The 25,427-nt window shown below is 44.0% G+C and carries 24 protein-coding genes and 1 pseudogene; 13 read left to right on the top strand and 12 right to left on the bottom strand.

Features of this window, described 5'->3' with window-relative positions; genetic code table 11:
- Nucleotides 1-7 precede the first annotated feature (7 nt).
- Complete coding sequence (locus tag OKX56_RS05940; RefSeq protein ID WP_242836999.1) at nucleotides 8-751, top strand: TIGR03915 family putative DNA repair protein; 744 nt, start codon at nucleotides 8-10, stop codon at nucleotides 749-751.
- 2 nt (nucleotides 752-753) lie between these two features.
- On the opposite strand, the gene OKX56_RS05935 is transcribed toward OKX56_RS05940, so the two are convergent.
- Complete coding sequence (locus OKX56_RS05935) at nucleotides 754-1,482, bottom strand: M48 family metallopeptidase (RefSeq protein ID WP_242836998.1); 729 nt, start codon at nucleotides 1,480-1,482, stop codon at nucleotides 754-756.
- 156 nt (nucleotides 1,483-1,638) lie between these two features.
- Nucleotides 1,639-3,132: a glycerol kinase GlpK gene (gene glpK / locus OKX56_RS05930; protein WP_025204943.1), complete on the bottom strand. Its 1,494-nt coding sequence runs from the start codon at nucleotides 3,130-3,132 to the stop codon at nucleotides 1,639-1,641.
- A 174-nt stretch (nucleotides 3,133-3,306) separates the two neighbouring features.
- On the opposite strand from glpK, the gene OKX56_RS05925 reads away from it, so the two are divergent.
- Both OKX56_RS05925 and OKX56_RS05920 read left to right on the top strand, forming a co-directional pair.
- Nucleotides 3,307-3,474 carry a class I SAM-dependent methyltransferase gene (locus OKX56_RS05925; protein ID WP_242836997.1) on the top strand — a complete coding sequence of 56 codons (168 nt, stop codon included), beginning with the start codon at nucleotides 3,307-3,309 and terminating at the stop codon, nucleotides 3,472-3,474.
- Nucleotides 3,471-3,806 carry a protein-L-isoaspartate O-methyltransferase family protein gene (locus OKX56_RS05920; protein ID WP_345787669.1) on the top strand — a complete coding sequence of 112 codons (336 nt, stop codon included), beginning with the start codon at nucleotides 3,471-3,473 and terminating at the stop codon, nucleotides 3,804-3,806. Before OKX56_RS05925 ends, OKX56_RS05920 begins: the two co-directional genes overlap by 4 nt.
- Here the strand turns inward: OKX56_RS05920 and queF are convergent.
- The 4 genes from queF to OKX56_RS05900 form a co-directional block, all read right to left on the bottom strand.
- Nucleotides 3,790-4,254 carry a preQ(1) synthase gene (queF, locus tag OKX56_RS05915; protein ID WP_015042314.1) on the bottom strand — a complete coding sequence of 155 codons (465 nt, stop codon included), beginning with the start codon at nucleotides 4,252-4,254 and terminating at the stop codon, nucleotides 3,790-3,792. The genes OKX56_RS05920 and queF overlap by 17 nt on opposite strands.
- Nucleotides 4,235-4,783 carry a VUT family protein gene (locus OKX56_RS05910; RefSeq protein ID WP_019224848.1) on the bottom strand — a complete coding sequence of 183 codons (549 nt, stop codon included), beginning with the start codon at nucleotides 4,781-4,783 and terminating at the stop codon, nucleotides 4,235-4,237. Before OKX56_RS05910 ends, queF begins: the two co-directional genes overlap by 20 nt.
- A gap of 169 nt (nucleotides 4,784-4,952) precedes the next feature.
- Nucleotides 4,953-5,666 (bottom strand): GntR family transcriptional regulator, encoded by a 714-nt coding sequence (locus tag OKX56_RS05905; RefSeq protein ID WP_019224849.1) that lies wholly within the window; start codon nucleotides 5,664-5,666, stop codon nucleotides 4,953-4,955.
- Nucleotides 5,667-5,767: 101 nt separating this feature from the next.
- Nucleotides 5,768-7,561 (bottom strand): ASKHA domain-containing protein, encoded by a 1,794-nt coding sequence (locus tag OKX56_RS05900; protein WP_026071824.1) that lies wholly within the window; start codon nucleotides 7,559-7,561, stop codon nucleotides 5,768-5,770.
- A 344-nt stretch (nucleotides 7,562-7,905) separates the two neighbouring features.
- On the opposite strand from OKX56_RS05900, the gene OKX56_RS05895 reads away from it, so the two are divergent.
- The 9 genes and pseudogenes from OKX56_RS05895 to OKX56_RS05855 form a co-directional block, all read left to right on the top strand.
- Nucleotides 7,906-9,468, top strand: coding sequence for a methylenetetrahydrofolate reductase C-terminal domain-containing protein (locus OKX56_RS05895; RefSeq protein ID WP_019224851.1), 1,563 nt, complete (start codon nucleotides 7,906-7,908; stop codon nucleotides 9,466-9,468).
- Between the two features lie 100 nt (nucleotides 9,469-9,568).
- Nucleotides 9,569-10,474 carry a formate/nitrite transporter family protein gene (locus OKX56_RS05890; protein ID WP_019224852.1) on the top strand — a complete coding sequence of 302 codons (906 nt, stop codon included), beginning with the start codon at nucleotides 9,569-9,571 and terminating at the stop codon, nucleotides 10,472-10,474.
- Between the two features lie 46 nt (nucleotides 10,475-10,520).
- Nucleotides 10,521-12,197 carry a formate--tetrahydrofolate ligase gene (locus OKX56_RS05885; protein WP_019224853.1) on the top strand — a complete coding sequence of 559 codons (1,677 nt, stop codon included), beginning with the start codon at nucleotides 10,521-10,523 and terminating at the stop codon, nucleotides 12,195-12,197.
- Between the two features lie 271 nt (nucleotides 12,198-12,468).
- Entirely contained in the window at nucleotides 12,469-13,101 is a 633-nt protein-coding gene (locus OKX56_RS05880; protein ID WP_019224854.1) for a cyclodeaminase/cyclohydrolase family protein, read from the top strand.
- A gap of 5 nt (nucleotides 13,102-13,106) precedes the next feature.
- The gene (locus OKX56_RS05875; RefSeq protein WP_019224855.1) at nucleotides 13,107-13,958 is read left to right on the top strand and encodes a bifunctional 5,10-methylenetetrahydrofolate dehydrogenase/5,10-methenyltetrahydrofolate cyclohydrolase; all 852 of its coding nucleotides are present in this window, start codon (nucleotides 13,107-13,109) and stop codon (nucleotides 13,956-13,958) included.
- A gap of 192 nt (nucleotides 13,959-14,150) precedes the next feature.
- On the top strand, nucleotides 14,151-14,954 hold the full coding sequence (locus tag OKX56_RS05870; RefSeq protein ID WP_019224856.1) for a methyltetrahydrofolate cobalamin methyltransferase: 804 nt from the start codon (nucleotides 14,151-14,153) through the stop codon (nucleotides 14,952-14,954).
- A gap of 90 nt (nucleotides 14,955-15,044) precedes the next feature.
- Nucleotides 15,045-16,010, top strand: coding sequence for an amidohydrolase family protein (locus OKX56_RS05865; RefSeq protein WP_019224857.1), 966 nt, complete (start codon nucleotides 15,045-15,047; stop codon nucleotides 16,008-16,010).
- A 545-nt stretch (nucleotides 16,011-16,555) separates the two neighbouring features.
- On the top strand, nucleotides 16,556-18,520 hold the full coding sequence (cooS, locus tag OKX56_RS05860; RefSeq protein ID WP_038603024.1) for an anaerobic carbon-monoxide dehydrogenase catalytic subunit: 1,965 nt from the start codon (nucleotides 16,556-16,558) through the stop codon (nucleotides 18,518-18,520).
- An 87-nt stretch (nucleotides 18,521-18,607) separates the two neighbouring features.
- Nucleotides 18,608-18,748, top strand: a pseudogene (locus tag OKX56_RS05855) (nucleotide-binding protein); the annotation flags it as partial.
- 509 nt (nucleotides 18,749-19,257) lie between these two features.
- Here the strand turns inward: OKX56_RS05855 and OKX56_RS05850 are convergent.
- Nucleotides 19,258-20,055: a TatD family hydrolase gene (locus OKX56_RS05850; protein WP_019224864.1), complete on the bottom strand. Its 798-nt coding sequence runs from the start codon at nucleotides 20,053-20,055 to the stop codon at nucleotides 19,258-19,260.
- Entirely contained in the window at nucleotides 20,052-22,049 is a 1,998-nt protein-coding gene (gene metG / locus OKX56_RS05845; RefSeq protein WP_287895874.1) for a methionine--tRNA ligase, read from the bottom strand. Before metG ends, OKX56_RS05850 begins: the two co-directional genes overlap by 4 nt.
- Nucleotides 22,050-22,341: 292 nt before the next feature.
- Here metG and OKX56_RS05840 point away from each other — a divergent pair, with 292 nt between their 5' ends.
- On the top strand, nucleotides 22,342-22,608 hold the full coding sequence (locus tag OKX56_RS05840) for an AbrB/MazE/SpoVT family DNA-binding domain-containing protein (protein ID WP_015042289.1): 267 nt from the start codon (nucleotides 22,342-22,344) through the stop codon (nucleotides 22,606-22,608).
- 58 nt (nucleotides 22,609-22,666) lie between these two features.
- Here the strand turns inward: OKX56_RS05840 and rsmI are convergent, their stop codons facing one another.
- The 4 genes from rsmI to OKX56_RS05820 are packed head-to-tail and all read right to left on the bottom strand — an operon-like array spanning nucleotide 22,667 to nucleotide 25,417.
- Nucleotides 22,667-23,500 carry a 16S rRNA (cytidine(1402)-2'-O)-methyltransferase gene (rsmI, locus tag OKX56_RS05835; protein WP_287895873.1) on the bottom strand — a complete coding sequence of 278 codons (834 nt, stop codon included), beginning with the start codon at nucleotides 23,498-23,500 and terminating at the stop codon, nucleotides 22,667-22,669.
- 15 nt (nucleotides 23,501-23,515) lie between these two features.
- Nucleotides 23,516-23,824, bottom strand: a complete 309-nt coding sequence (locus OKX56_RS05830) for an initiation-control protein YabA (RefSeq protein WP_015042287.1) — start codon at nucleotides 23,822-23,824, stop codon at nucleotides 23,516-23,518.
- A 2-nt stretch (nucleotides 23,825-23,826) separates the two neighbouring features.
- Nucleotides 23,827-24,579 carry a PSP1 domain-containing protein gene (locus OKX56_RS05825; protein ID WP_019224867.1) on the bottom strand — a complete coding sequence of 251 codons (753 nt, stop codon included), beginning with the start codon at nucleotides 24,577-24,579 and terminating at the stop codon, nucleotides 23,827-23,829.
- Nucleotides 24,572-25,417 carry a DNA polymerase III subunit delta' gene (locus OKX56_RS05820; RefSeq protein WP_015042285.1) on the bottom strand — a complete coding sequence of 282 codons (846 nt, stop codon included), beginning with the start codon at nucleotides 25,415-25,417 and terminating at the stop codon, nucleotides 24,572-24,574. Before OKX56_RS05820 ends, OKX56_RS05825 begins: the two co-directional genes overlap by 8 nt.
- Between the last annotated feature and the right edge of the window lie 10 nt (nucleotides 25,418-25,427).

The raw sequence follows: 25,427 nt of genomic DNA, 5'->3' as shown, positions 1-25,427 counted from the left end.
GTTGAAAATGGATTATTTATATGACGGAAGCTTTGACGGTCTGCTGACTTCAATATATTACAGCTATTATGAACAAAGAGCCCAGGGAATCTATCCTGAGGCTTCGTATCAGTTCAATATGTTCACGCCATCTACCGTTATCCAAAGTGATCCTGTGCTTGCTGCCAGGGTTTATGATGCGATAGACAGAAAAATTTCTGTCTACTCCTTAATGCAGATCTATTATGTATACCTCTCGAACAATACCGCTAAAGAAAACCTTATCTTAAAATACCTTCAGCTGGGCTTTCAGTTAGGTCCGAAAATTGACAGCATTCATTCTCATCCCGAGGTATTGCCGATCCGGCAAACAGCCAAGAAAGTATCTTTTGAAGCAGAGCGCTTTTTGGGGCTACTTCGCTTTACGGATACCCGCAGTTATCTTTATTCGGCCCTGGAGCCGGATCATAATATATTAATTCTTCTGGCCGACCATTTTGCCGACAGGCTAGCAGGCGAACGTTTCATTATTCATGACAAAAAAAGAAGCCTTGCGATCATCTGCAATAAAAAAGACTGGTACCTTTCCGATTTTTCCGAGGAAGCAGCCATTCCTGATTCAGAGACAGAACAATTATACCAGGAGCTCTGGGCTAAATATTTTACCCGTATCAGCATTGAAAACCGCAAAAATAAAAAGCTCCAATCCCATTTTATCCCCCAGCGCTATCGTCATAACCTGGTGGAATTTCGAAAATCGGAGCTGCTTTAATCTCATCCGTCCATCAATTCATTACAATGTTCTTTCAGCCAGCTTTTCCACTTCTTATAGTCCGGCAGAATTTGTTCCACGAATGCCCAAAATTCCTTGGAATGGTTCATGTACTTAAGATGGGCCAATTCATGAATAATCACATAAGCCGCAACCTGGTTCGGTGCCATGATAATGCGCCAATTTAAGTTGATGTATCCTTTGCTTGAACAGCTTCCCCATTTTGTTTTTTGATCCTTAATTCTAAGTTTTTGGTAGGTAATATCCAGCTGTCTGGCATAATATTCGACCTGTTCAGGAAGAAGCTTTTGGGCCTGCCGGATATACCATTCTTCCAGTATCTTTTTGGTTGATTGACTTTTCTTCTCTTTTGATAACCCCGGTGGAATGGTTACAACGATCCTGCTTCCAATAAACGATGCTGAGGAGCTTCCGGGTCCGGCCTTTTCCTCGATCAGCAGAGGATAATGCCTGCCCCTGTACAGTAGTTTTTCACCTGAAACATATTCCTTCGCAGCAGTTTCACCTGCTGCTGAATTTTGTTTTTCGATGTGCTTTAATATCAGGTCTTTATTGTTTTCCAGATATCGTCTGGCCTGGGTAAAAGTAATTTCGGCAGGAACAGAAACCTTTAACTTCTGATGTTTGATGGTAACAATCAATCTTTTTGCTTTGCTGCTTTTTCGAAGCTCATATTCAATTTGCCTTTTGCCTATACGAAGGTATTCCATTTTGCCTTCCACTTTACTCCCGAAAATAATGATATTGCCCTGTGCAAAAAATCAAGCAAGACTATTTTACTACGACTAAGGGGAAAAAAGAAACCTTTACGCCAATAAATATTATCTGAACATATCTGTTATTTGTATTTTCCGTTCATAATCCCATCATACGGTCCGATAGGTTGCCTGACTGACTGCCGCTTTCCACCCACTGAGGTATTGCTGACGCTCAGATTCGGTGATGTTCGAATCAGAAATAAAACGCCCTTTACTGAGGCATTTCAGCTCTTCTTTGTCCTTCCAGTATCCGGCTGCCAAACCTGCCAGATATGCTGCTCCCAAAGCCGTAACCTCACAAATTTCTGACCGTTCAACCGGAATACCGCTGAGATCCGCCTGAAACTGCAGCAGGAAATTATTATCGGCTGCACCGCCGTCTACTTTCAAGGCCTTAAGACGGATACCGGTATCCTTAGCCATTAACGCAAGAACATCATTCGTCTGATAAGCAATGCTTTCCAGCGCGGCTCTTACAAGGTGGAAGCGGTTTGCTCCCCGGGTAAGTCCGGTCACTATGCCGCGGGCATGCATATCCCAGTATGGTGCGCCGAGTCCGACGAAGGCCGGAACAATATAGACACCGTTCGTATCTTTGACCTGAGTTGCATAATACTCGCTTTCGGCAGAAGTTTTCAGCAATCCAAGTTCATCACGAAGCCACTGAATGACTGCTCCACCAATAAATACACTGCCTTCCAGCGCATATTCCACCCCGTTGTCAATTCCCCAGGCAATTGTTGTCAGCAATTTATTTTGAGACCGGATCATATTTTTACCGGTATTCATTAGGATAAAACAACCCGTACCATAGGTATTTTTAACCATTCCTTCTGTAAAGCAGGCCTGCCCAAAAAGTGCGGCCTGCTGATCACCGGCTATACCAGCTATCGGTATTTCAGCGCCAAATATCGAAGAATCTGTTACCCCGCAGCAGAGGCTGCTCGGACAGACTTCCGGCAGCAGTGATCTGGGGATATTCAGATAAGATAATATTTTGTCATCCCACGCTAGTTCCCTGATATTATAGAGCATGGTCCGGGAGGCATTGCTATAATCCGTGATATGCAGCCGGCCTTTGGTAAGATTCCAGACGAGCCAGCTGTCAATTGTGCCAAAAAGCAAATCCCCTTTTTCAGCCATCGCCTGTCCATCCGGAATATGATCGAGGATCCAGCGGATTTTCGTTCCGGAAAAATAAGCATCCGCAACAAGGCCGGTCGCATCTGAAATATACTCGTTTAAGGTACTGTTCAATATCTGCTCGCAAAGTTCCGTCGTTCTGCGGCATTGCCAGACAATCGCATGATAGACAGGTTTGCCGGTAAAACGGTTCCAAACCACAGTCGTCTCCCTTTGATTTGCTATCCCTAGCCCAACAATATCATCCGGATTTATGTCCGTCTGATCCAGAACCTCTCTGATAGCAGCCAGCTGGGTGTCCCAGATTTCCAAAGGATCATGTTCAACCCACCCCGGGAACGGATAGATCTGAGCAAACTCTTTTTGGGCTTTGCCTACGATCATTCCTTCATGGTTAAAAATGACAGCCCGTGAGCTTGTCGTCCCCTGATCGAGCGCAATAATATATTTTTGGACCATCTATGTTCCTCCATTAACCAGTTCAATGAGCCAAAGCCCGAATACTTTCCGTAAATAATTTTATTATACTATAATTATGAGAAAACAGGCCAAAATAATTCCAATCAGTACCCGATTAAGCTGAATAGATGAACACGGCCACCGAAATTATCAGAGGAAAGAAGTGATCAGACTATGCAAAACTGGCAGGAAAAAGCAGCTATACTTGTTGATGAGTATGTAGCTCCTCAAGGAGTTCATGGCAAACGCATCCTGGACGCCATTAAAAAAATCCCCAGGCATTTGTTTATCCCTGAAGATTTATGGTCCTACAGTTATGATGATGAACCGCTTCCGAGCTGAACTATCCGATCTGCAGTATCATTGCTGACGGCCGAAACGGTTATGAACCAAATGCACCATACCGGGGAATCATCGTAACGGCAGCGGCACCGGTCATTGAACCTTGCTGGCTTGAGCAACTCGATGTCGGCGGAAGAATCGTTGTCCCACTTGAAGCCGGCGAAGGGCTAGCCTGTCAGCGTTTGCTGGTCAGACAAAAGACCAGTACAAATCTGGAAGGCTATATTGACAGCTGGGATGACTACTGCCGCTTTGTACCGCTGCTCTCTGGGACAGCAGCGGGGACAAAAGAAGCGCTCCCATGTCCTCACTCGTCTATTTCCCGTACTTAAGCAGCCTCTTCACGGCAAATTCTACCCATTTGCTGTCCGGCTGTCCATAATTGCTGTAAGGATGAATGGAAATCCCTCCTCTGGGGCTGAATTCTCCTATAACCTCGATGTATCTGGGTTCAAGCAGCCGGATCAGGTCTTTCATGATGATGTTGACAACATCTTCGTGAAAACCTCCATGGTTGCGGAAACTAAAAAGATATAGCTTCAACGATTTGCTTTCTACCAATTTCTGATCCGGGATATAATTGATAATCATCGTTCCAAAATCCGGTTGGCCGGTAATCGGACACAAGCTGGTAAATTCAGGGCAATTTAAGCGGACAAAATAATTATTATCGGGATACTTGTTTGCAAAACTCTCCAGTATGTCCGAATCATAATCAAAAACATAGCGTGTTTGTCCCGATCCCAGAAGTGACAGGCCCTCAGTTTCCTTGTTTTTCATTTACGGTAACCTCCCAGTGGTTCTTAATCATAAACAGAATGCTTATTCCGAGCACTTGCATCAGACTCTTAACAGCAAACTGCCCCAGTACTGCATTCGGCACAAAATCCCAGGTCAGAATGCCTGAAATAAGCGGGGACAGACCAATTAATATAAAGACTACACTATCGAGAAAACTGCTGACAATCCCGCTCGCAAACACTTTACGCAGGAAAGAGCCTTTAAGCCTCGTATAAATTTCCGTGTCTGCCGATTCCGAGATCAAAAAGGAAATGGCTGAAGCCAAAGTAATGGTCAAAGTATCTCCAAGAAGTTTGGAGGAAACAGCCGATAGGACAAGAGCCGTGGTAATCGCCAGATAAGCAGTTTTTCGCCCGTACTTGCGCTGGATAATGTCCCTAAGTACCAGCGTCACCCCTATCAGCCAGCTTCCGTAAGGAATTAAAAACGGTCCTACCTGCAAAGGTGCCAGCGCTGCAGTAATGATATTCGCAATAATGATGGCAGCTAAATAAAGAATAAGCAACATTATTTTTCTCCTAATAATAAATAATGATCCAAAAGTGTGCCACCCCTTGCCGTCCATGGATGTTAAAATAAAAAGGGCATGTAACTGCCCTAAAACTACCAGACGATAGCTTCCCTAGTTTTGTTTAGAGACAGGATGGATGACGAACTGTCTTATTATGTTAAATGGTCTATTCCATATCGGTAAACGGCCAGGATGCGGATAGCTTGCAGCTGTCTCCTCGATAATAAGTAATACCCAGCCCGATTGGCTTATCCTGTGTATTAAACAGTCTTTGCTCAACAACCAAAAGTGGGAGGGCATTGTACAGGGACAGGTATTTTGATATTTTTTCATCAGGCATTTGGGCAGAAATTGTTAATTCTTTCTTAATCGCAAACAGAGAAGTATACCGAGAAACAATTTCCGGGAAAGTACTGTATTTGATTTCTTTTTCAACGATAGGCATTCCCTTGTAGTAAATCAGGTATTTTTCATCATATGCGACTGCTTCTCCATTGCTGTAATGGATCCGTTTAACCATAATTATTTTTTTGCTTTGGGGTATATTCAGACTGTCAATGAGTCTTGGTGTCGGCAGGATAATTTTAACTTCAATCAGCTTGGTTGTATCGATGGTGTTAATCAGATTTGCCATCTCGTTGTAATATAAGATGTATTTCTTGGAATCCGGCTCATTCACAAAGCTACCCTTGCCAGGGATAGAGGTGATATATCCCTCATTCACTAAGATTGCCAGACCCTTACGGACCGTCATCCGGCTCACGCCATAGGTATCGCATAATGAATTTTCTGAAGGGATCGCATCTCCCGGTTTCAAAACACCCTCTTTAATTTTTTTCTTTATCTCTTCAATAATATGTTGATAGATTGGTAATTCCATCTTCTTACTCCTCGGCAATTATTTAGTTATCATATATTATACATAGGAACAGATTAATAAATCCATCAATATTTTTTAAGCAACTAATTTATTTACTTTCTTTAAAAACCTGTATTCTGCAGATATTCCTGTTGAAAAGCAGGATTTGCCGCCAGGTCAAAATGCGTTATCTTTGCCAATAATATCAAAGTATTTATCCGTATATTTCTGGACAGTAGAAAATTCGATGCTCCGGCTCCTGCCGCATTGCCTATGGACCGGATGGGTACATTCGAAAAATTGGGAAACAAACCGAGTACCTGAGCACTTGGAGCGTCAATATAGTTGCCGAAGGCCCCGGCAATCAGAATTTCCTCAAGATCTTCTCCTTCCAGCCCATATTCTTTCATTAATAGCATGCATCCTGTATAAATGGCGCTTTTGGCAAGCTGTACAGCACGAATATCCTTTTGGCTGATGTAAATTCGGTCGTTATCACCGGACTGTCCCTCATCCATCAGGTAGAAAACGCTGACCCCGTCAAGATTTGCCAGATAATTGGCAAATCTTTGATTTTCCGGCCGACAAACTTTTAAATATTTGCCGGGAGACAGCAATCTGCCTTCTTTACTGATCAGCTCGGCTTTCAGCATTTCTGCAACTGCATCAACAATACCGGAGCCACAAATCCCTCTGGGCTGTTCTCCGCCAATGACTTTTAATTCAATTTTACCTTCCGACAGTTTTACCCGTTCGATGGCTCCGTTTGTTCCACGCATTCCAAAGCGGATCGTTGCTCCTTCAAGGGCCGGTCCGGCAGCAGTTGATGTGGCCAGCCATTTCTTCTCGTTCCCCAATAAAATTTCGCCGTTTGTTCCAAGGTCAATAATCAATCTGTTCCCTTGACGTTCCCCTTCAGGCAAAGCCAGCAGGACAGCCAAAGTGTCCGCTCCGACGAAGCCCCCGATCAAAGGTAAAAAATCAATAATGGCATTGGGATGAATGTTAAGGCTCAACTCCCGTGCTGTTGTTAACACTTCACTTAAAATCGTATTGGTGTAAGGCGTCCTGCCAAGCGATCCAGGATGCAACCCTAAAAAGAGGTGCTGCATGGCACTGTTGCCGCAAATCACCATCGTATAGATATTTTCGGCGCTGATCTGGTTTTGCTGTATCGCTTCCAGAATCAGAGCGTTAATGGTCTCTGCCACTTTACGCTGAAGAATTTTTAGCCCTTCAGAATTCTTCATCGCCGCCATGATACGGGATATAACATCCGCGCCTTCCGTAATCTGACCGTTCAAGGCGGAATATACCCCTACTTTTTTGCCACTATTAAGGTCATATAAGTAGGCCACAACAGAGGTACTCCCAAGGTCAACGGCAAATCCATAATTGCTGGCTGAGGTGTCGCCCTGCTCAATATCAAGCAGCTGTTCGTCTCTTAAGACCAAAGTAATGCCGTCCATTTCCAGTTTCTGCATCAGCTGTGATAATTTTTGCAGAAGGCATAAAGCTGGCGTATTAATCCGGACCGGAACCTTGGCTTGAATATGTTCCCAGTCCCCGTAATAGAACGGTGTTTTTAGAAACTTCTTATCAATAAAAATCTTTTTAACCGGCGGATCGATGTTCAGCTCTGTTTCAATGCGGTCCGTTAAAATCGAGGCTTCATGTTTGTAGTCTCCATATTTAAGATAAACGATCAAGCCGTCGCTTACTGGTTCCTGACACGCCAATACTTCCTGCCGTATGCCGTCCCTTTCTATTTCAATTGTGCATTTTTTACATGTACCTTTTCCTCCGCATACAAGATCAAGCGGATATCCAAGACCTGAACAGGCAACAGCAACCGTATCATTCTCCTGGCATAAGATTTCTTTATTCTGGTTTGGAAATAGAACTTTTTTCATCATATTGTTTTCCTTTCTGTTATAATGAAACCTGCCATTTTCAGCGAAGGACAACCGTCTTTTTCCAAAAAATCATTCTAACATATCATATTATAAAACGTAACTTTCCTTCATTACAAGTCGGTAGTTTCAGGCTATTGTCGAAATAGAAATTATTTTCTAAAAAATCTCTTATTTTTTGTCTTTTAAATATATTGACTATTGAAAATTCGGATGATATATTAAAGTAAGCAAAACCCCTGTATATACAATAGTATACATTGTTTGGACGCAATTATCTCTTTTTATTTTCTTTATTTTTTATTTTCATGTTAGATTTTCGAGAATAATTGGAAAGGGGGATACTTATGGAGAACACTTTTCGTAAAGCAATACAGGACAACAATGAGTTTATTGTAACATGGGAACTCGTACCCGGCCGCGGCTCTAAAGAAGTTTCTCAGGAAAAAGCGCTTCAATTGGCGGAACAAGCTGCTAAAGGGAAAAAGATCCATGCTGTTAGTCTGACTGACAACCCGGGTGGAAGTGTCGGCATTAATCCTGAGGGCATTGGCAGGGAAATCAAAAGTTTAGGCATCGATGCAATTATTCACGTTGCCTGCAAGGACAAAAACCGCACGCAACTGGAAAGCCAGCTTTTTTCCCTGGAACGTTCGGGGCTCCATAACTTGTTGGTACTGACCGGCGACCATGATCCGGGTAATTTTTTCGGACGGCCCAAACCGGTTTTTGACCTTGATTCCACTCAGCTCTTGGCCTTTATCGCCAAGATGAATGACGGATTGGAACTCCCCACAGCTAAAGGTGTCAATAAACTTCAGCCAACCCATCTTTTTGCGGGTGCTGCTGTTTCACCTTTTAAAGCCACCGAAGCCGAACAGATGCTCCAGTACACCAAGCTCAGAAAGAAGATCGAGAACGGTGCTCAATTCATTATACCCCAAGTTGGCTACGATGTCAGGAAGTACCACGAACTCTATCAATTTGTGAAGCACAATAACCTGCGCGGATGCTTAATGGGAAATATTTACCTGCTGACTTATGGTGCTGCCAAAGCGATGAGTATGAATAAAGTCCCCGGATGTGTTATTACGGACAAGCTCGTTGCTGAACTGGAACAGGAAAAACAAAGCAGTGACAAGGGTGCCGCCGCCATGCTCGATAGGGCAGCGAAACTCTTTGCTATCTTGAAAGGTATGGGATACAAAGGCGTTCATCTCGGCGGGCATAATACGACGTACGAACAAGTTGAATATATTATTGACCGCGGAAACGAACTGGCCGCCAACTGGCAGGATTATGTCCGGGAGTTTGACTATCCTCAGAAAAACGGTTTCTATGTTTACGCCAAAGATGAAAAGACCGGCCTGAATACTGCTCAAAAATCCAATGACTACAACAATTATGAGAAGAGCTTTGATTTAAATTATAAGATGTCCAGAGTTGTTCACAAAATGATGTTTGAACCCAACAAAGGAATGTTCGGCTTTATGCGTGGATTTTGTCATGCCATAAAAGATTCTGCGTTGGAAAAACCTTTTCACGGCATTGAGCACTTTGCCAAATCCTGCATGTACAATTGCCAGGACTGTGGTGACTGTGCGCTGATTGATGTAGCCTACGTCTGTCCAATGGGCAACTGTCCCAAGAACCAACGGAACGGCCCATGTGAAGGAAGCTACAACGGCTGGTGTGAAGTGTATCCGGACAAGCAGAAGTGCATCTGGGTCAAAGCCTATTACCGCTTAAAAGGCTATTCTGAGGAAGAAAAGCTGAATTCCTATCATGTGAGCCCTTACAATTGGGAAAAACAGCATACTTCAGGCTGGATAAACTTTTTTGAAGGCCAGGACCACTCTGCGGAAAGACTTGGCATTAAACCTAGAACAAATTTCGAAGAAAAAGAATAAAGGTCATAAGGTTTAAAGGCCATTCAGTCTTTGTAACCGTCCTTTAAACTTTATGACCTTTTAAATCAGCCTAAATACACTTATAATAGGGGTAGGAGAAATGGAAAAAATGTTTAAGACTCCTTCAGAGATTACTGAGGGATTTGTAGAATATGGAAAGAATAAAACGAATTCTTCTATATTGAAATTGCTGCTGTTGGCAATCCTAGCAGGAGCCTTTATTGCCTTCGCGGCGGAAGGCTCTAATACTGCCATTCACACCATCACTTCTGTTGGCTTAGGCAAAGCACTCGCTGGTGCTTTATTTGCCACAGGACTGATGATGGTGGTTATCACCGGAGCTGAATTATTCACCGGAAACACCCTGATTGTGGTATCTTGTATGGAAAAAGAATCAAGATGGCTAAAGATGCTGCGGAATTGGACGATTGTCTATGTCGGGAACTTTATTGGTTCCATGCTTATCGTCCTGTTTATCCTTTACTCCGGCCAGTTTGACTTTTCCGCAGGTTTGCTCGGAGGGTTTACAATCAAAGTCGCCGCATACAAGACGGGCCTGACTTTCCCGAAAGCTTTCTTCATGGGGATCTTGTGCAACTGGCTGGTTTGTATGGCCGTTTGGATGGCGAATGCAGCCAAGGATATTACCGGTAAACTCCTCGCTATCTTTTTCCCGATCTGGCTGTTTATTACTTCCGGTTTTGAACACTGTGTAGCCAATATGTATTACATTCCTGCCGGCATTCTCGCCAAAGCCAACCCAACCTGGGTGGCCCAGGCTGCAACGCTCGGTGTAACACCTGAAAAACTTGCTCACCTTAACTGGGGAACGTTTGTTGTGAATAACCTTATTCCTGTTACGCTCGGAAATATTGTCGGCGGCAGCCTGTTTGTCGGGATTATTTACTGGATGAGTTTCATGTACAAAAAAAAACCTACTGCTGTTATGGATATAGACCATCTTGTCCAGAAAAAATTTGATAGTGCTTACGTAAAATCTAAATAAAGTTAAGCAAAGATGTCCATAATTAAAAAAAGGGGGAAAACAATTAATGGCTTTCAAAAGTGATATTGAAATTGCCCAGGAATCAACCATGCTGCCTGTATTAGATGTAGCAAAAGAACTCGGAATCCCCGAGGATTATCTGGAATCCTATGGCAAATACAAAGCCAAAGTCGACTACAACTTATTGAATCAAAAAGCGGACACACCGAATGGCAAACTGATTCTGGTTACTGCCATCAACCCGACTCCTGCCGGAGAAGGTAAAACTACGACATCTGTCGGGTTAGGAGATGCTCTCCATTATCTCGGCAAAAAAACTGTTATTGCACTACGCGAACCATCCTTAGGCCCTGTATTTGGTGTCAAAGGTGGCGCCGCTGGCGGCGGTTATGCTCAGGTCGTACCAATGGAAGATATCAACCTTCACTTCACAGGTGATTTTCATGCCATTGGTGCTGCTAACAACCTGATTGCAGCGATGCTCGACAACCATATCCAACAAGGCAACGCGCTGGATATCGATGTTCGCAGAATTACTTGGAAAAGATGCATGGACATGAATGACCGTCAGCTCCGCTCCATTGTCAACGGACTTGGTGGCAAAGCCAATGGTACTCCGAGAGAAGACGGCTTTGACATCACGGTTGCTTCTGAAATCATGGCGATCATGTGCCTGTCCAGCGATATTGACGACTTCAAAGCGAGAGTTGAGAGAATCATTGTCGCCTACAACAGAAGCGGTGAACCCATAACTGCCGGTCAACTGAAATGTCAAGGTGCTGTTGGTGCCCTGATGAAAGATGCTTTAAAACCGAACCTTGTACAAACTCTTGAACATACACCAGCTTTCATCCACGGCGGACCGTTCGCGAACATTGCTCACGGCTGCAATAGTGTTATGGCGACCAAGATGGCTTTAAAACTTGGCGACTATGTTGTAACTGAAGCTGGATTCGGTGCTGACCTCGGCGCTGAGAAATTTATTGATATCAAATGTCGTTTAAGTGGCCTGCGTCCGGAAGCCGTTGTTATCGTTGCAACCGTTCGTGCGCTCAAATCCCATGGCGGCGTAGCTAAAGCTGATCTCAACAAAGAAAACCTGGAGGCCCTCAAAAAAGGCTTGCCGAACCTCTTAAAACACGTTGAAAACGTCACCGTCAACTTTGGTCTGCCTGCCGTTGTTGCGATCAATAAATTCCCGACCGACAGCGAAGCTGAACTGGCAATGATTGAAGACGAGTGCAAGAAACTGGGCGTTAATGTAGCCCTTTCCGAAGTTTGGGAAAAAGGCGGCCCTGGCGGCGCGAAACTGGCTGAAGAAGTCCTTCGCATCATTGACAGCCCGAAAAGCTTTAACTTTGCTTATGACATCAACATGGGCCTCAAAGACAAGATTACCGCAATTGCCACCAAGATCTATGGTGCAGACGGTGTTGACTTCATTGGCAGCAGCTCCGCAGATATCGAGAACATCGAAAAGATCGGCTATCGTGATGTTCCGGTCTGTATGGCGAAGACCCAGTATTCCTTGTCTGATGACCAGAAGAAACTGGGACGTCCATCAGGCTTCAGAATCTCGATCCGTGGCGTGAAGATTTCTGCTGGTGCGGGCTTTGCCGTTGCACTTACCGGGGACATCATGACCATGCCCGGCCTGCCGAAAGTACCGTCCGCTGAAAACATTGACGTAGACAGCACCGGTAAGATTTCCGGCTTATTCTAAGATAAAGTTTGATATTGTTTCCAATAAGAATGAGATGGCAGCTTTGTACTACCATCTCATTCTATAAATGCTCTTAATCTTTATTCACTGACGTTGTCTATGTATTACACAGACTAGTTTCTAGAGCAAGATGCCAGAATTTAAGCTTTGAGTATTTTGTAGAATACTTGTCTTAAGATAACATAACTATGGGATCGCTATATATTGGTTGCTCATGCAATAATCAGTAGCTAAAAATTTAGAAAAAAATGAAGAACAGGAGATGGATATTATGTTGAAAAAGAGCTGTATCGAATTTGTAGATGCTCTGTCTTCCAAAGAGCCGGTTCCTGGCGGCGGCGGTGCTTCTGCATATGTTGGCTCCATCGGCATGGCGCTGGGTGTCATGGTAGGAAGTTTAACTGTCGGCAAGAAGAAATATGCTGATGTTGAAGCCGATGTACTCGTCCTGATGGAAAAAGGCCAGAAGATCATTGAAAAACTGCAGGTTCTGGTCAAGGAAGATGCTGATGCTTTCTATCCGCTTTCCCAGGCTTACGGACTGCCCAAAAATACTGAAGAAGAAATCCGGATCAAAGAAGAAACCCTGCAGGCTGCTTTGGTTAAAGCAACACTTGTACCGCTTGATATTGTTAGATGCTGCACTGACGGCATCAATCTTCAGGAAGAATTTGCTCAGAAAGGCACCCGTATTGCGATCAGCGACGTTGGTGTCGGCGTAACCTTCCTGAAAGCTGCGCTCGAAGGCGCCAAGCTGAATGTCTTAATCAACACCCAAATCATGAAAGATCAGGTTCTAAAACAAAAAATCGAGACCGAACTGAGCGAACTTGTCACCACATATACCGCCAAAGCCGACCGCATCTTTGCGGAAGTTCAGAATGCAATTACGGGAGGTAAATAAGCAGCATGACTCAGATTCTTAACGCTAAACCCGTTGTCCAGGCCATGAAAGAAAACCTCCAGCAGGAAGTTGCGGCTTTAAAAGCTGAAGGCATCAACCCGACCTTAGGCATCATTCGCGTCGGCAGCCGTCCGGACGACGTTTACTATGAAAACAGTATTATTAAAAACTGCGATAATCTTGGCATTGCAACCAAGACCTATCCTTTGGACTTAAATATCAGCATGGAAGAATTCACAAAAGTCATGACGGGGGTCAACAATGACAGTACCGTTCATGGCATCATGCTGTTCCGTCCACTACCGAAACAGCTGGACGAAGAAGTCATCAAGCACCTGATCTCGGCAGATAAAGACATTGACTGCATGAATCCACTGAACCTGGCCAAGGTATTTGAAGGCGATATGAGCGGACTCCTGCCCTGCACGCCCGCAGCATGTATGGAAACCTTGAGCCATTACGGCTACAATCTTAGCGGCGCGAATGTAGTGGTCATGGGAAGAAGCCTCGTTGTAGGAAAACCACTGGCCATGATGCTCTTAAAAGAGAATGCGACCGTAACGATGTGCCATTCCAAGACCAAAGACATGGCTGGAATTGCGAAGAAAGCGGACATCATCATTGCTGCAATGGGCAGAGCCAAAATGATCGATGACAAATACGTATCCGAAAACACTGTCGTCATCGACGTTGGCATCAACGATGCCGGTGACGGCAAGATGTGCGGGGATGTCGATTATGATGCAGTCGTGAACAAAGTCAGTGCGATCACCCCTGTACCGGGCGGCGTAGGTTCGATTACCACCGCGATTTTGATGAAAAACTGTCTGCGGGCAGCCAGAAAAAAACACTGGTAAACCTTGTTGACCCAGCAATTTAAATAGTCTATGAAAGATAGAATATGTAGGATACTTTTATTTTTTAAATCTAAATCTTTTTAGAATATAGGTATACTTTGTCGAAAAAGATATTGACCGTATGTAGAAACAATGTTAAACTCTAAGCGCATACCTGTATATACAAATTTCATAAAGGAGTGAATTTGATAAATGATTATTATTGGTGAAAAAATCAATGGTACAATCCCTATCGTGAAAAAAGCGATTGAAGAGAGAGATGCTAACTTTATCCGCCAGCGTGCGATTGACCAGACCAATGACGGCGCCCACTACCTAGATGTCAGTGCCAGTACATCACCTGATGTTGAAGTGGAAACACTGAAATGGTTAATGGATATTGTTCAGGATGCCGTTGACACTCCGCTCTGTATTGACAGCCCGAATCCGCGTGCAATTGAAGCTGTTTTTAAATATGCCAAGAGACCGGGGCTTATCAATTCCGTTTCCATGGAAGGCGACAAATGCGATGTCATTTTCCCGCTTATCAAGGGAACGACCTGGGAAGTCATTGCGCTGACTTGCGACAATGACGGAATTCCCAAAGACGTTGACACCAGAGTCAGAATTGCTAAGCAAATGGTTGAGGAAGCTGCTAAATATGATATTACTCCTGACAGGATGCATGTCGACCCCTTGGTCATTGCTTTGTCTACTGATAACAATTCTATGTACTCCTTTAATGAAAGCATGACAAGAATCAAAGAAATGTACCCGACAATCAAAATCACTTCCGGTTTGAGCAACATCTCTTTTGGAATGCCTTTAAGAAAAGTTGTCAACCAGAACTTCCTGGCCCTGGCTACTTTCTTTGGTATGGATTCCGCGATTATGGATCCCTGCAGCAGAGATATGATTGCAACCCTGCTTGCAACTGAAGCATTAATGGGTAAAGACAAGAACTGCAGAAAGTTCAGCACCGCTTTCAGACAAGGTAAAATTGGTCCTGTGAAATAAAGATCGACGAGAAAAATGAAATGTTGTGACCACTAGAAAGGCGGTCCCCTTCTGGTGGTCTGCAAAACCTTTTAAAGCCAGGTGAATAAAATGATTAAAAACATATTGGTTGACGCCCATGTTCATTTGGCTTTAGATGGAATAGCTTTTCAAGAGGCACGTCTGCAGCACAAAGATAACCCCAATCCAACTATAATTACCAATTTCCTTAGAAAATATAAAAAAATGGGGATTTGTGCACTGCGCGACGGAGGAGATAACTTAAATGTATCTCTTCTGGCCAGAGAACTGGCCCTTGAAGAAGGAATGATTCTCCGGACCCCTGGTTTTGCGATCTACAAACAAGGATGCTACGGCAGTTTCTTAGGCAAGCCGGTCGCCGATATGGCTGATTTCAAAAATGTTTTTAAAAAGCTGCTTGCGTCAAATCCTGATCATCTTAAGATACTACTGACCGGACTTGTAGATTTTAATCAATTCGGGAAAGTTGACGGCTCACATTTCAGTTATGATGAAATGTACTACATGATACAGACGGCAAAGGATCAAGACCTTCCCGTAATGGTCCACACTAATTCGGCAGAAGCAGTTGGTATCGCTGTGAAAGCCGGTGCAAATACAGTTGAGCATGGTTATTTTCTGACAGAAAATGAATTGCAGCTGATGCTGGAACACGATACCATCTGGATTCCTACGTTAGCACCTTTGGGAAACCTGATTACTTCAAAAGACAGCCGCTTTACAGACCAATTGCCGAATATTGCCCGGATTTATGATGCTCAGAAAGCTCAAGTCAAAAAAGCCTTTGAATTGGGCGTAAAAATCGCCGTTGGCAGCGATGCGGGTTCATACGGGGTATCCCATGGAAAAGGTTTTTATGATGAAGTCGATCACATGGTTATGACAGGAATAAGTAAACACGCCGTTTTGGAGCTGGCCACTGCAAACGGAATCGGCGCTTTAAATCTCAACAATAAAGAATTAGATTATATATTCCAAGCAAAAAAATCGATTGAGTTGAGGAATTATGATGAAGACAGTAGTGATTTGCTGTAAAATGTTGAAAAACGAGCTTTCTGCCATCATCGGAAAACTGGCATACACTATCCTGTCGTCTAGATCTCCTCAGAATATCATAACATCCCGAGATCCTAACCATACGTGCTAAGTTACTAAGTGAGATCGATAAGTAAGATCTTGTGAAAAAATTCTTTTAGTGCAATTATCCTTGTATATACAAAAATATACAGGCCTATACAGATAACTTTTTTAATTTTTATTTATATACAAGTATATATAAATTATGCTGTTAAGAATTGAATTATTGCTATTCAGCCCCCCATTTCGTTCATTAACAACGGATCAATATATTCCCAAAAAATTTCGTACTATAATAATCTTAAATATATAATGTCATTTTTATACCATTTTTACTGCCAGAGATAAAGCTTTGATCCTTTAAAAAAGTTTGTGAATTTACTCATAAATGGCCCGATTTGAGTTAAAACCTCAGTACACGACACTTTTTACTTTAAGTATTAGCCATCTGTAGCAGCTAAACGATTTAAAGACAACGTATGGTTATTGAAGGAGGAAACGCAATGGACGAAAAATTACTGGACGAAACAACACTGTCAGTAGATTTAGCTACTCAAGAACTTTACGTCAAGGCCCGAAATGACGGTTCTGAAACACTCTGGGACAGAAAAGCCGCTCTCAAAAACCAATGTGGTTTTGGTGAGCAAGGTGTATGCTGCCGGATTTGTACCATGGGTCCTTGCCGCGTCAGCCCGATTCCAGGAAAAGGCGTTCAAAAAGGTATTTGCGGCGCCACTGCGGATGTTATTGCTTCCAGGCATTATGCCCGAATGGTAGCAGGCGGTTCATCTGCACACTCCGATCACGGCAGACATATTGCCCATGTACTTCATATGGCAAGTCGGGACGGAGATTATCAAATCCGTGACGAGAAAAAACTGCTGAATGTTGCAGCCAGATGGGGTGTGGCTACAGAAGGCAAAGATATCTACCAGGTTGCCCATGACGTTGCTGAAGCAGCTCTGAATGACTTTGGCAAGCCTTTTGGTTCGATGGTTATTCCGCCAAGTATTACTAAACAAAGATTAAAAGTCTGGGAAGATAATGATATCCTCCCCGATGCTATTGACAAAGAAGTTGTATCGATTATGCATGCTACACATATGGGCTGTACCGCTGATGCTGAAAGCATGATCAATCTTTCCATGCGGACATCTTTGACCGACGGTTGGGGCGGTTCCTATATCGGTACCGAATTCAGCGATATTATCTTTGGAACCCCGATGCCGAGAGAAATTGAAGCCAACATGGGTGTTATTGAGAAAAACATGGTGAACATTGTCTTGCATGGTCATGAACCCAGTTTATCGGAAATGATCGTTGTTGCCGCTGATGACCCTGAGCTAAAAGCTCTTGCCAGGGGTGTCGGTGCAGAGGGAATCAACCTGGTCGGCATTTGCTGTACCGGCAATGAAGTCGCGATGCGTCACGGCATTAAAATTGCCGGGAATTTTAATCAGCAGGAGCTCGCGATTGTTACCGGTGCCGTTGAAGCCATGATTGTGGACGTTCAATGTATCTTCCCTTCCCTGGCCAACCTGGCTCAATGTTACCATACCAAATTTATCACCACCTCAAAACTTGCCAAAATTAAAGACGCCGTTCATATTGAATTTGATGAGAACAACGCCTATGAATGCGCAAAGGGAATAATTCGGAAAGCAGTAGAGAACTATACAAACAGAAAGCACGAAAAAGTTTCCATCCCAACACATAAATCAACCGGCATGATCGGTTACAGCAACCAGGCTATTATTGGCCAGTTGGACCGCGTTGTCAATTCTTATACGCATAAGCCAGGCACGTTTGAACCATTGGCGCAATGCTTGGTCTCTGGTGTATTAAGAGGCGCAGCCGGTGTCGTCGGCTGCAACAACCCGAAGGTGAAAGGTGACCACAGCCATATCGAAATTATTAAAAAGATGCTCGCCAATGACGTAATTGTTGTTGTTACCGGCTGTGCGGCTCAGGCTGCTGCCAAAGCTGGTCTCTTAAGCAAAGATGCCGTCAAGTATTGCGGAGTAGGATTACAAAAAGTATGCGAACTGGCCGATATTCCTCCTGTTCTGCATATGGGTTCCTGTGTTGACAACAGCCGTATCCTTGAGCTGGTTGGTGAAGTAGCCAAGATTCTGGGACTCGATATGAGCGAACTGCCGGTTGTCGGTGCAGCTCCGGAATGGATGTCCGAAAAAGCTGTCGCAATCGGTACCTACGTGGTAAGCTCCGGAATCGATACCTTTCTAGGCGTTGTTCCTCCGGTAACTGGAAGCCCGGAAGTTACGGATATCCTGACAAACAGACTGGAAGACTGGGTAGGGGCAAAATTCTACTTTGAAACAGATCCGGCTGTAGCCGCAGAAAAAATGCTGGCCAGAATTGAAGAAAAGAGAGCCAAAATCGAAGCGCTTAACGTTCAGAGAATGAATGTTACCGACTATGACGACTTAGCTCCTGCCGGCTTTTAAAAAACGCGGCCATGGTCGTTTTTTTGCCAGAAGAATTTCTTCAGGCAACAGATAACAAAAGATAAATGATGCGTCGGGGTGATTTAAATGAAGATAGCAATTACAGGTAAAGGTGGCGTCGGAAAAACAACTTTTGCAGCAATTCTAAGCAGGTTGTATGCAGCGGAAGGCTACCGGGTCCTGGCAGTTGATGCCGATCCTGATGCCAATCTGGCTTTAGCCCTTGGTTTTCGGTAGGCTTCGATGCAACAAAGTCATTCAGCATCCCCATCAGTTTATCTTCGTCCAGGTCACCTACGGCATCTGTTAACACTTTCAGATCAATCATTTTATTTCCTCCTTAAAATTAATAATGCAAAGCAATTGTTAAAAGTTCGCATCTGCTTAATGCTAATATCTTGTTTCTACAACTGAAATAATATCCTCAGGTAACTGAGAAATATTGCACTCCTCCTGTCTGGTATGTGTTTTCTTAATCGAAGGCTCCAGTTCCAAAACACATTTTGCCGCTAGAAGTGTATAACTGTATCTACAAGATAGTGAAAAAAATTATTAGCCCTTTCGAAACTTGAACGAGTCTAATCTGATTTGGCATTTACATTTTTCCTATACACTGTACATTTTACCATTAGACCGGGAGTATTCACAATAGAAAAAATGACCATTTTGACAAGAAACCGCCAAAATTTTCAGAATAATAATACGTCTCTCCGTCTCTCCGTTTGGTTTGCAGCAGATCACTGAAGATTACTTCCTATCTCACACTGAAACTGATCAATTCTGAACAATCTGCGAGCATTTTCACTGCTCAGACGGGCTGCTTCCCTGACCTCCATTCCCCTGATTGCCGCAATTTTCGCCAATACTTCACATATATAAGCAGGCTCATTTCGTTTACCGCGGTAGGGCTCCGGGGTAAGATACGGACAGTCCGTCTCAATTAAGAACCTGTCTTCCGGCACTTTCTCCGCAACTTCAGGGGCATGGCGGGCATTTTTGAAAGTAAGCGGCCCCGAAAAAGACAAATAAAAACCCATGGCCAAAAGTTCTTTTGCCATTTCCCAGGAACCCGAATAAGAATGAAAAACGCCGCCTGCCTCAGGAGGATGATTTTTTATAATTTGGAGAATATCCCCGTGTGCATCCCGGTTATGGATGATCACCGGCAAACCAACTTCATTGGCCAGTTTTAATTGATGAATAAACCACTTGCGCTGGTCATCCCGGGGAGAAATGTCCCTGAAATAATCCAGGCCAATTTCTCCCCAGGCAACAACTTTCGGGTTCTGCGCCAATCTGAGCAGCGTCTCCCAGGTTTTATCCGTACAAGCTTCAACATCGTGCGGATGAATGCCTACTGCTGCATAAATAAACGGGTATTCTTCAGCCAGCCTCACCGAATTCTGACTTGTCGCTTCGGTAGATCCGACGTTTACAATCGTCGTTACGCCAGCTGCGGTAGCTCGGGCTATGGTCTCACCCCTGTCCGGGCTAAACTGGCTGTCTTCCAGATGCGCATGCGTATCCCAAATCATTTGACCTGAGCCCCTGTCGGAAGATCTTTCTGAACTGTAAGTACTTCCAGCTCTCCGTCCTGCGAAGCTGCCAGAATCATCCCCTGGGACATGATTCCGCGGAGCTTGGCAGGCTTAAGATTCGCAACCAGAATGACCTTTTTGCCGACAAGCGCTTCTGGGCTGTAATGCTGGGCAATACCGGATACAATTGTTCTACGCTCCCCACCCATTTCAACTTCCAGTTTTAACAGTTTGTCAGCTTTTTCTACTTTTTCTGCCTGCAGCACTTTAACAACCCTAAAATCCATTTTGGCAAACTCTTCAATGCTGATTTCTTCCTTGAGCGGAACCATCTCCGCCATTTGCTGCAAATTTCCCAGCTGCGAAGGACTGACTTCTAGATTTACTTCTTGTTGATGGTCTGTATTCCCCTGCACCTGTGTGACACACCTTTCTATTTCAGAATTGACCTGCTCAAGATATGCGGAGACATCGATTCTCGGGAAAATGGCTTCTCCCTTTCGGATGGCTGTGCCCGGCTGAATAACATTCCAGCTGTCTGCCTGTTCCCAGTCCTTGAAGAAATCTGTATCTCCCAGGAGGGGTTTGATTTTTCTCGGTACTCCCGGCATAAAGGGGGCGCATAAAATACCTAGGATCCTAATGCACTCCATAAATGTATAAAGCACCGTATCCAGCCTGTCCTGATTATCCTCACTTTTTGCCAGATTCCAGGGAGCTGTCTCATCGACATATTTATTGCACCTGCTGACAAACTGCCAGATGACCTCAAGCGCAGCCGCCGTATCACAGGCCAGCATTTTCTCTTCTGTCCCTTGTTTTACCCTGCTACTTAAATCTCTGATCTCCCTCTCCAGATCGGTATCTTCTCCGGGTTCTGGGACAATTCCATTCCGGTATTTTACGACCATGGCCAAGGCGCGAGACACAAAATTTCCGAGATCATTCGCCAGATCACTGTTTAATTTTTCGACCAGATCGTCCTCGGAGAAAGTACCGTCCAACCCATACTGTAGTTCTCTTAACAGGAAATACCGAATGGGATCAGCACCATATCTCTGAATCAACTGAAACGAATCCTGAACGTTTCCTCTTGACTTGGATATTTTTCCACCTTCTTTACTTAAGAACCATCCGTGGCCAAAAACCTTCTCGGGCAAAGGAAGATCAAGCGCCATCAAAATAATTGGCCAGATAATGGTATGGAAACGGACAATATCTTTGCCAACAAGATGAACATTGGCCGGCCAGTAAGTTTTGTATTTTTCGCCGTCAGGATAGCCCAGCGCAGAGATATAGTTGATCAGGGCATCGAGCCAGACATAGACCACATGTTTCGGATCAAAAGGGACCTTGATGCCCCACTGGAAGGTCGTACGCGATACACAGAGATCTTCAAGCCCGCCTTCAATAAACCGGATCATTTCATTTCTTCTCGAAGCAGGCTGAATAAAATCGGGATGGTCCTGAATATATTGCAGCAGTCTGCCACTGTATTTGGACATCCTGAAAAAGTAACTTTCTTCTTTCAGAAGTTCCACATTTCTTCCACAATCCGGATTCGGACATTTTCCGTCAACAAGTTTGTTCTCTGTCCAGAAAGTTTCACAAGGTGTACAGTACCAACCTTCGTATTCGGATTTGTAAATATCGCCCTTTTCATAAAGCCTTGTAAATATTTGCTGTACGACTTTGGCATGCCGTTCTTCTGTTGTTCGGATAAAATCATCATTGGAAATGTCAAGCAGTCTCCAGAATTCCTTAAATTTATCGACGATTCCGTCAACATATGTAAGCGGATCCATCCCGGCATTTTCAGCAGTCCGTACAATTTTTTGCGCATTCTCATCCGTCCCGGTCAAAAAATAGACATCATCGCCCTTCATTCTTCGCAGACGGGCCATCGCATCCGCAGCAATAGTCGTGTACGCAGTCCCGATATGAGGACTGGAATTGGGATAATAAATAGGTGTGGTAATATAATATTTCACAGGAATAGACCTCCTTTTATTTTCGGTAGACAATTCGTTATCATCAGCAGTTTCAAGGTTTGCTTTGTTTGCATTTTCTTAATAAATATAAGAAACTTCAGCAAATACTGTCAAGGCCAATGAGATTATTTCGACAAACTAAATATTATAATTTTGGATATCATGAATATACTATATATTTTTTGTGATAAAAAAGCGTTTTTAAAACTTTTCGCCTATTGACTTTTTCAGGCATGATTGGTAACATTAGGATGATATATGTCGAAACTTGTTGAGAAAGGGGATGAAAATTATGAAATCCACAGGAATTGTGAGAAAAGTTGATGAATTGGGTCGGGTCGTATTACCAATCGAACTTCGCAGAACATTAGGAATTGATGAAAGAGACGCTTTGGAAATATATGTTGACGAAGAAAAAATCATACTTAAAAAGTATGAGCCAGCTTGCGTCTTCTGTGGCAATGCTTCCAATGTTCAAGTATTCCGCGGAAAGAATGTCTGTCGTGAATGTGCCGCGGCAATGGGGGAAGCTGCTGCTTCAGAAAATAAGGCCGGTTGAACATCTGGCTTTCCAGACAGGAGGTAAATAGTTACTTCCTGTTTTTTTGTCCATTTTGTCACTTCTGATCCAGAAAAGCCTTATAAATCATACTTTTACTCATACCATATTTTTTAGCAACCATTTTCATTGCATCCTTGCGATCTTTGCCGTCTTTTTCAAATTTTCGGAGGTCCTCCATCCAAAGGGAAGGGTCCCCGGGATCAATGTTTTTTTCTGCAGGTGCCAGAATAATACAGCATTCACCTTTTACTGGTGCAAGCCGGAATTCCTGCAGAAGTTCATTTGCGAGACCCCTGTGTACCGTTTGGTGCAGTTTAGTCAGCTCCCTGGCTACTGCGGTCTGACGGTCCCCAAGAATCTCCAGAATGTCTTCCAGCGTTGCTTTGATCCGGTGAGGTGCCTCATAGAGAATAATGGTGTAAGGAATCTCGGTCATTTCTCTAAGGATTTTCTTGCGCTCTGTTTTTGTTGAAGGCAAAAATCCCAGAAAGAGAAAATTCTCCGCCGGCATTCCCGACAGAACAAGTGCTGTTAAAGCAGCATTGGCGCCAGGCAAAACGTCAACACAGATTTTTTCTTCCTGACAGCGGGCAATAAGTATATGACCGGGATCAGATATCCCGGGCATTCCCGCATCAGAGACCAACGCACCGCTTTTTCCTTCTTTTAAGAAGCGAACAATCTCCTCGGCACGCGATTTTTCATTATGGTCATGGTAACTTAAAAGAGGGGTCTTAATCTGATAATGATCAAGAAGTTTTCTCGAATGCCTCGTATCTTCCGCGGCTATAAAATCGACTGCTTTCAGTGTTTCGAGCACCCGAAGCGTAATATCTCCTAAATTGCCGATTGGGGTGGCACAGACATACAAAATCCCTGTTTGCGGCATGATATCCTCCGGTCGTCAGTCTTTACGAAGAAAAGCATTGCAGAAAAGGCAGCTTCCTTCAACGGGTTCGCCGAAATAAATATGGCAGACATGAAAACCTTCCTGATAGAGCTTTTCGAGATTTTCCTGTGCTTCCTTTTGGATTTTGGCTGCATTTTTCTGTACCCTGACCGTATCTGCCTCTGAGACGGCACAAAGCTGCCTTTTTAGTTTGACGTTTTCTTCTTCCAGATACTCAACATATTGCCTAAGGCTTTTTACTTCACTTAAAAGCGTTGAGATATTTTCTTCAACTTCCGTAATTGCCTGATATAGCTGGCCCAACTCTATTCCTCCGCTTCTTCGGCAACAAGTTTGCGCAATTCTTCTTGGCTCTCCTTATCATATACCTCAGAGAAAATTCGATTCTCTTTGGGTCCCTTATTTAATGTGTTGTGGCATTCATAGCAGCTATTCTCATATTTAAGACAGCACATCAGCCTTCCGCAGATGCCGGAAATTTTTGTCGGGTTAAGCGAAAGATTCTGATCTTTGGCCATCCGGATCGATACCGGTTCGAAATCTCCCAGGAAAGAGCTGCAGCACAGTTCCCTGCCACAGGAACCGAGTCCTCCGAGCATCTTCGCCTCATCCCGCACCCCGATCTGTCGAAGTTCTATGCGGGTACGGAATACGGAGGCCAGATCTTTCACCAGTTCCCTGAAATCCACCCGGCCTTCGGCTGTAAAAGAAAAAATAATCTTATTGCCATCAAAAGTATATTCCACATCAATCAGTTTCATCGGAAGCTGATGGGCATGAATTTTTTTGAGGCATATCTGAAAAGCCTCTTTTTCTTTCTTCTCATTGTTTTGATAGATTTCCTCATCTTCGGGTGTTGCTAAGCGCAGCACCTCTTTGAGCGGCGATACCACTTCCTCTTCGGAAATCTCTTTTAACGAAATGACCGCTTTACCGTATTCCATTCCCCGTACCGTCTCCACAATAACACCGTCGTTCGGCTTTATATCGAGGCTGCCGGGAAGAAAATAATAGATCTTGCCGGCTTTTTTGAAACGAATACCAACAACTTTAGCCAATATCGGTTCCTCCCAATTTCAAATGTTTTAGGGCCAGTACTTCCAGCGCCAGCCTGTGATTAACCTGTCTGCGGACGGCTTCTGTCATTTGTGTAATTTCTTTGAGAACCTGAGGTGACTGCTGCCCTTTAATCACCATTTCTTTCAGGACAACAGCCAGGACCTGCAGAAGAAGCTGGCCTTCTTCTCTTTCCATCGGAAAAAGCGCAAACATTTTCAGGAAATCTTTTTTTTCGATGGCCTCCAGATAGTTTCCCGACAGGCTCTTGATCCGGCTTAGACCAACCTCCTGGATTTTCCTTGCCAGATCTGGATCTCCGCCGCTAAGCCTGAAAGCATCCGTCTCCTCCAGCCAATCGCTTTCTGCCGGTGAAGAGAAATAGACTTCCTGAGCACGGCTCCTTAAGGTATTTATAATTCCCTCGGCATTTCCTGCACTTAAGACAATTAACGTATGATCCGGTGGCTCCTCGGCCAATTTAAGCAGCGCATTCGCAGCAGGGAGTGTAAGCTTGTCTGCCTGGTCAATCAAACATATCCGGAATTTCCCTTCATAGGTCTTACGATATAGTTTCCCCTGAATCTGAATAATCTGTTCGATGCCAATCGATGTCTTTTGCGGCCTGATCATATGAAAATCAGGGTGATTGCCGGATAACATTTTTTTGCAATCCGGACACTCCCTGCAGGGTTTATTTTCTTTTCTACAGTTTAACATGAGAGCAAGATCTCGAACAGCCCTTTCTCTTTCGATCATCCCGCTGCCGTGAAATAAGAGAAAATGGGCCAGTTTTCCTTCAAGCGCTGCTTTTGTTAATAATGTATAATTAATCCCCATGATCCTATCC

This window comes from Dehalobacter sp. (genome assembly GCF_030063005.1).
GTDB lineage: Bacteria > Bacillota > Desulfitobacteriia > Desulfitobacteriales > Syntrophobotulaceae > Dehalobacter > Dehalobacter restrictus.
This window is presented reverse-complemented; position numbering and strand designations above follow the sequence as displayed.